The sequence below is a fragment of the Moritella sp. genome (assembly GCF_033791185.1).
Classification (GTDB): Bacteria; Pseudomonadota; Gammaproteobacteria; order Enterobacterales; family Moritellaceae; genus Moritella.
Genome location: NZ_JASJHF010000132.1, coordinates 1 through 6,121, shown reverse-complemented (window position 1 = coordinate 6,121; position 6,121 = coordinate 1). Strand labels below are relative to the sequence as shown.

The 6,121-nt window shown below is 41.7% G+C and carries 8 protein-coding genes and 1 pseudogene; 7 read left to right on the top strand and 2 right to left on the bottom strand.

Going from position 1 to position 6,121, the window contains the following annotated elements; translation table 11 throughout:
• The 7 genes from QNK26_RS07880 to QNK26_RS07850 form a co-directional block, all read left to right on the top strand.
• Nucleotides 1–310, top strand: a 310-nt coding sequence (locus tag QNK26_RS07880) for a hypothetical protein (protein ID WP_319222045.1), incomplete at its 5' end; no start/stop codon positions are given.
• A 14-nt stretch (nucleotides 311–324) separates the two neighbouring features.
• Nucleotides 325–510, top strand: a complete 186-nt coding sequence (locus tag QNK26_RS07875; protein WP_319222044.1) for a hypothetical protein — start codon at nucleotides 325–327, stop codon at nucleotides 508–510.
• The gene (locus QNK26_RS07870; RefSeq protein WP_319222043.1) at nucleotides 507–2,453 is read left to right on the top strand and encodes a replication endonuclease; all 1,947 of its coding nucleotides are present in this window, start codon (nucleotides 507–509) and stop codon (nucleotides 2,451–2,453) included. Before QNK26_RS07875 ends, QNK26_RS07870 begins: the two co-directional genes overlap by 4 nt.
• 446 nt (nucleotides 2,454–2,899) lie before the next feature.
• Entirely contained in the window at nucleotides 2,900–3,046 is a 147-nt protein-coding gene (locus QNK26_RS07865) for a hypothetical protein (protein ID WP_319222041.1), read from the top strand.
• A gap of 44 nt (nucleotides 3,047–3,090) precedes the next feature.
• Complete coding sequence (locus QNK26_RS07860) at nucleotides 3,091–3,330, top strand: hypothetical protein (protein WP_319222039.1); 240 nt, start codon at nucleotides 3,091–3,093, stop codon at nucleotides 3,328–3,330.
• Between the two features lie 12 nt (nucleotides 3,331–3,342).
• Nucleotides 3,343–3,501, top strand: coding sequence for a hypothetical protein (locus tag QNK26_RS07855; RefSeq protein ID WP_319222038.1), 159 nt, complete (start codon nucleotides 3,343–3,345; stop codon nucleotides 3,499–3,501).
• Nucleotides 3,502–3,536: 35 nt separating this feature from the next.
• On the top strand, nucleotides 3,537–4,925 hold the full coding sequence (locus QNK26_RS07850; protein WP_319222036.1) for a DNA cytosine methyltransferase: 1,389 nt from the start codon (nucleotides 3,537–3,539) through the stop codon (nucleotides 4,923–4,925).
• Nucleotides 4,926–5,296: 371 nt separating this feature from the next.
• On the opposite strand, the gene QNK26_RS07845 is transcribed toward QNK26_RS07850, so the two are convergent.
• Together QNK26_RS07845 and QNK26_RS07840 are read right to left on the bottom strand one after the other, a co-directional pair.
• Nucleotides 5,297–5,548: an ogr/Delta-like zinc finger family protein gene (locus tag QNK26_RS07845; RefSeq protein WP_319222034.1), complete on the bottom strand. Its 252-nt coding sequence runs from the start codon at nucleotides 5,546–5,548 to the stop codon at nucleotides 5,297–5,299.
• Between the two features lie 360 nt (nucleotides 5,549–5,908).
• A pseudogene (locus QNK26_RS07840) lies at nucleotides 5,909–6,086 on the bottom strand (transposase zinc-binding domain-containing protein); the annotation flags it as partial.
• Between the last annotated feature and the right edge of the window lie 35 nt (nucleotides 6,087–6,121).

Here is a 6,121-nt window from a genome sequence, read left to right as displayed (position 1 = left end):
ACTTACTGATGTAGAAGCGGTTAAACATCATGGTGGTTGGGCGCTGAAATCACATAACCCTATTTTACGCATAAAAGAATATAAGAAAATGTGGCGGTATGTACGTATTGCTCGCTCTACGGATTGCGCTTCTGCTGGTCTATATAATCATGAGTTTATGCAAAAGGTTGCCGAGTTTACGCGGTTTATAGCCGTTGATAAGGATGATGCTTTGAGAATGTTATTGCAGATGGAAAGAAATAAAAAAGAACCTAAATCACTTGTTGAAAGACTGGAATGGTTTAAATACGCAAAGGAATTACCTTTTTAAATAGGTGTGCACCAATGAAAAAATTAACCTCCGAAGAAAGAGTATGTGGATTAACGCACCTCCGACATTTACGTGTCGACCTGCAACTGATTGTTGATAGTAAAAAAGTCGAGCGCGGCGTGGGAAAGTGTGATTTGAACAGCCGTATTTCGTTTCTTGAGCCTAAAAGAAAAAAACGGTTGTTTGGTGAATTATCTTGAAAATACAACACGGCTCTATATTCGCTCGTCACCATTTTCCAAGCTTGCCGGTTGTGGTGAAGAACGATGTAATGAAAAAAATACAAGCACGTAAAAAACGCGGTAGTGCCTCACAACGCAATATAGATTTATATGCTGATGAGGTGGTTAGCGATGGCTTAAAAGCGGCTGTATTGATTGAAAAGGAATTCCCTTTTGTTGACTCAAGGAACGGAATAGAAAAAGAGCGCATCCATGGCATGGAAGCGCTTAACCACTTTGTATTGATGCAGGATGAAGAGTTAAAGAAACTGACTCAAAAATTAGTTAACCACAACATTAAATTAATCGGCTCTGTTGAATTTGACGACCATGAAGATGAGGACGGTGATGATGGCTATGCCTACATGAACTCACTTTTTGACGCGTATGCATTGATACGCGATAAGTTGAGTGAGTATTACCTTGTTGCGCCAATGTCCGATAAAAAGAACTTAACAACAGAAAATTTAGAAGTTGCCATTAAAAAAATGATTTGTGATGACTGGATTTTGAAACAGTTTTTATCTTTGCGCCGTTTCTACATTGAGTACACTCAAATAGCGCTAGGCCGTGTAGGGAATGGTAAGCATCAATCAAAAATGATATCTGATATTTCTTATGGAAATTGGACTGAGTCACAACGTAAAGCCATGGCTTTTATTGAAGCGACATGTCTAGTGAATGAAGACACTGGTGAGCAGTATGATTTAAAAGAAGTTGTTAAACGTACCACGTCAAACCCTCGAAACCGTCATATCGAAATGATGGTAAAAACCAGAGGTTTTGAGGAATTAGCGGTAAGTAAAGGTTATACAGCGCTATTTTTTACATGGACATTAGCAAGTAAATATCACCGAAATTCGAGTAAATGGGATGGCTCAAGCGTGAAAAAAGGCGCGAGACGTATGATGAAATTGTGGGGTTTTGTTCGTGCGGTGCTAGGGAAAGAGGATATTGATTTCTTTGGTACTCGCGTATCTGAACCACACAAAGACGGTACTGTTCATGGTCATTACTTTTTATTTTGTCATCCAGACGATAAAGCGAGAATAATTGAAGTGATGCAGCACTATGCCACGCAAGAAGATAGAGAAGAACTTGGGGATGATATTACGCCACGCTTTGTAGTGGAAGAAAATGACCCAGAAAAAGGCGGTGCTACTGCCTATATCGCCAAATACATCGCTAAAAATGTGACGGGTTCATTCTTACCAGAAAGTGATTCCGAACTTAACGCTTTTAAAGCCCGCGCCTGGTCGTCAACTCACCGTATTAAACAGTTCCAGTCATTCGGTAGTGTATCGGTGAGTTTATGGCGAACGGTTCGCCGTGCTAAACGTGAAGATGTGGTGTTTAACCCTGATTGTTTAGCCATGTTTGACCATGCTGATAAAAGCCGTTGGGCTAAATTCTGTGAAACTGCGCAAGAAGCCAAATTGGTTGTTGAAAAAAGTGTAAATCGTTATGGCGAAACGCTACGTAAGGTCATTGGTTTTTCTTGGCTTTGTAAAACGATACTCACCACAAACGGTAATTTTAAATTAGTAAGTAAATCTGCCCTAGCGAGTGCGGACAAGGCCCTAAAAAGTAGCGGAGCTACGTCTTGGAGCACTGAAAATAACTGTAACCAGAGCCAGCCGGAGGCTACTGGAAACGAAAACAACACTAAAGAGAGTCGTTTTGTCCCGTTATCAAAGGCTGACTTCTTCGATAAATACATAAGACCAAAGAAAAAGCCGGCTACGGATGAGTACGCGGGTTCTTATCTTGAAGGTGTTGTCGGTAAATTAAGAAAAGCAGGGGATATGATTAAGCAGCATTGCAATTGCTGTGGTGACGAGAGTGAGTTTTACAGCAATGTCGAATCAGCTTCATATATCTGCATGCCCTGCTCTGGAGTGGTGTTTGGTTATCCGCAATAAAATGAATTTGGTTTAGTCTCGGAGTTCTGTCACTAACTGTACGCGCTCCCCAAGCGGCAGATTAAATACTGGCATTAAAGCGCTTTTGAAAAGGCGCGGTATTAATTTTGATGATCACCTGGTCACGGTTCTGGAAAAGGGCGCTCATATTAAGGTCGGCGATGACCACCTGATAAAATTGAGGGGTAATTATTATGCTGATGGTCACTATCACCCTGCAGAGTTGATCGACATTAAACCTGACGTGCCTGAGGTATGGGACGGCTGGGATAGTCCCGATTGTGAGAGAACAAATACCACTCATTTTGTGCCTGGTTGGGAAGACTGGGAAAGTTGGGATTGGGGGGGACGAAGCACTGCGATAATTAAAAACCGTGAGTTATTTATAGTTACACATCCCCAAAGCTACAGTGCGCTTGCACCGTCGTATTTTATTGAGGTCAGTTATGAACGTTTTACAAGAGCGTGCTAAAGATTTTATCGATATCGCTGCAGCGCAAGATACCGTGAATGATAACCGTGATGTTGTGGAGTATCTAATGATGTTGCTATTTGAGGTGGAAGAAAAAAATAAACAGCGGCAGCATCGTTAATTTTATCTATGTTGGCCAATTAATTTGTGAGGGCCATAAATGTAATGAAGAATATTAAAAAACGTAACGACCACGCAATAATAACGGGGATATCGGCAGCCATTGTATCTGCATATCTCACGTATATTTTTATGTATAACCTTGGATTGCCTGCTGGACTTCCTATTGTAATGGGGTTAGTTAGCCTTGTGCTTGAGTCGGGTAAATACCGCTTTAGCCGTGCAGTTACAACGTCACCAGGTCGAGTTAAATCGTTCCTGTTTTGCGCTGCAACCGTGTGCTAAATGTTGGTTTTGATGACCGTTTCAATCGCTTCGATTGAGCGCCCCAATATTGCCTGTGCGCGTGAGCATTTCAGTGGCATTGCATCAGAGAAGATTAGCGCAATATTGAAGGCGCTGGGTGAAGAAGGTTACTTAATACCGAGAGGTAAAAATGGGTGGGAATATGCGTAATAAGAAACGGGTGGTGGAACATATGGAGTATCAACATGCTTAAACCAGGTGAAATTGTTGTTGATAACTTTGCGGGTGGTGGCGGTGCTTCTACAGGTATGGAATTAGGTTTAAACAGACATGTTGATATTGCAATTAACCATGACCAGGATGCTATCGATATGCATAAAATGAATCATCCAGAGACAAGGCATTATTGTGAATCAGTGTGGGATGTTGATCCGGTCGAAGCATGTAATGGTAGCCCGGTCGGTTTGGCTTGGTTTTCACCGGATTGTAAACATTTCTCAAAAGCGAAAGGTGCTACGCCTGTAAATAAACATATTCGTGGATTAGCTTGGGTCGCCGTTCGTTGGGCTGCATTGGTTCCTGTCCGCATGATCATGTTAGAGAATGTGGAAGAGTTTTTAACTTGGGGACCAGTACTTGATGGTAAACCCTGTAAAAAGCGAAAAGGCGAAACATTTAAGGCATTTGTTGCCGCACTTTCAACGGGCTTATCACTTGATCATCCCGCTATTGATGATGTGAAATATGCGTTAGGTGATGATTTTGACTTATCCGCGATAGAGAAAGGCTTAGGCTATACCGTTGAATGGAAAATATTATCTGCTTGTGATTATGGTGCTCCGACCATTAGAAAGCGTTTATTTTTAGTCGCAAGAAATGATGGCCAACCGATTGAGTGGCCCGCGCCGACACACGGCAAAGGCTTACAACCTTATAGAACGGCGGCGGATATTATTGATTGGCATATTCCGGTTAGATCTATTTTTAACCGAAAACGCCCATTAGCAGAAAATACGATGAAAAGAATAGCGAAGGGCTTAGACAAATTTATATTCAATGCAGATAAGCCTTTTGTTGTACCGGCTGAATGTTCAATGCCATTTATTACAGAACATGCGAATGCCTCTAGTCAACGAAATATGCCTGCAGATGAGCCATTAAGAACAATTTGCGCCCAAGTGAAAGGAGGTCATTTCGCATTAGTGACCAGTCATATGGTTAAACTGCGCGGTACTAATATCGGTCACTGCACAAATGAACCGGTGCATACCATTTCTGCAGGCGGTTTTCATATCGGTGAGGTAAGGGCGTTTTTAGTGGAGTACTACGGCACCGGCAATCCTCATCGATGTGATAAGCCATTGCATACCGTGACGACTCGAGATCGTTTTGGGTTGGTTACGATTAAAGGTGAAGATTATCAAATTATTGATATAGGCATGCGTATGCTTGAGCCCCATGAGTTATTCGCCGCTCAAGGGTTTCCAGCGAGTTATCTTATTAGTCATGACAGCGCGGGTAAAAAACTATCGAAAGCAAAGCAAGTGGCCAGGTGCGGTAACGCGGTGTGTCCACCTGTCGCGCAAGCCCTTGTTGGATCTAATATGGCACAAGTAGACCGCGTTGCTGCTTAGCTACGTGGTGACAGCAGGATCTTATTAATAAATACCGACATTAAATTATAGATATGGAGTTAGTAGATATGAAAAAAATTAAGTTTAAGTGGAGTCTTACTAAGCTGTTTCAGCGTCGAGTATTAGAAAAGAAAGGTGGTTGATGCAAGCAGTATTATTACAGCGTTAAATGATGAGCCGTGTATCAACCGGTATCTTATTACTGTAGATAGTAATGGAACGACTCTGCAGACAATGAATGCAGACGGTAAGGCGTATGGGTGTTTTGAATGGATCTTGTAGTACCGAACGTTTAGATAAGTCGATTGATTAGACCAAATGAACAATTTTAGATGTTGTAATAGCAAAGCCCTCTTAACCAGGTTCTGCTATTACAACATTGCAAGCTTCTGCTTAAGTTCTTTCTGTAGGCTGGGATCGAGTGATTTCAGCATTTCAAAGGCCAGCTTACTAGCGCTTTTTGCTGACGGACTTAATGTGTGGCTAAAGCTTAGATTCATTACAAATGAATGGCCACATTCTGGATTACTACAACTGCAATATAAATCAGTGTATTCAATCGAAATTCTATTCGTTTTTTGTATGCGGCTTTTATCGCCACACTCAGAGCAAAGTACTCGCATAAAACATCCACTTAGTTAACAGACTGGCGTGTAAATTATACAGTATTTAACTGTGTGTTTATACAGGGTTTAACGTTCGCTATAATACATCGCTAAGATGAAAGCTGGACACTTTGACATGAGTTGAAGAGCATTTAGTTTGTCTTTTAAAGGCCATTTACCTCGGTGAATTATGGTGAAGTCAATTTGCATTTGTTCCTCAGGCAAGGTCTCGAAGCGAACAATCGGTTCAGTTTTTTGCTCCTTAAACTGTCGAACATAACGCCGAAGCATCGCAATGCTACCTTGAACCCCACGGGAGCTTACTTCATCAAATAAGACTCCGGCTGGTATTCAGTGTAGTTTTGCCATTCACAATCTGACACATTGCTGGTTTTGCACCCAGCAATGTGTGGCTTTGGTGCCACAATTATTACAGGCTCTGGACTTACAGGTTTGGTTGATGAATTTGATGTGGGTACAGCGAGTGTTGGAGCTCGTATATTTTCGGGAACCGAATGCTGCAGGCGAGCATCTTAGTGATATTTTCAATAATCGCTTTACGAACGTGATCAATATTTGCTTATTGAGGAA

Bases quoted from the DNA above. Each gene is read 5' to 3' on its own strand.
- QNK26_RS07875 (WP_319222044.1), top strand. From the start codon at position 325: ATGAAAAAATTAACCTCCGAAGAAAGAGTATGTGGATTAACGCACCTC.
- QNK26_RS07850 (WP_319222036.1), top strand. From the start codon at position 3,537: ATGCTTAAACCAGGTGAAATTGTTGTTGATAACTTTGCGGGTGGTGGC.
- QNK26_RS07855 (WP_319222038.1), top strand. From the start codon at position 3,343: ATGACCGTTTCAATCGCTTCGATTGAGCGCCCCAATATTGCCTGTGCG.
- QNK26_RS07860 (WP_319222039.1), top strand. From the start codon at position 3,091: ATGAAGAATATTAAAAAACGTAACGACCACGCAATAATAACGGGGATA.
- QNK26_RS07865 (WP_319222041.1), top strand. From the start codon at position 2,900: ATGAACGTTTTACAAGAGCGTGCTAAAGATTTTATCGATATCGCTGCA.
- QNK26_RS07845 (WP_319222034.1), bottom strand. From the start codon at position 5,548: ATGCGAGTACTTTGCTCTGAGTGTGGCGATAAAAGCCGCATACAAAAA.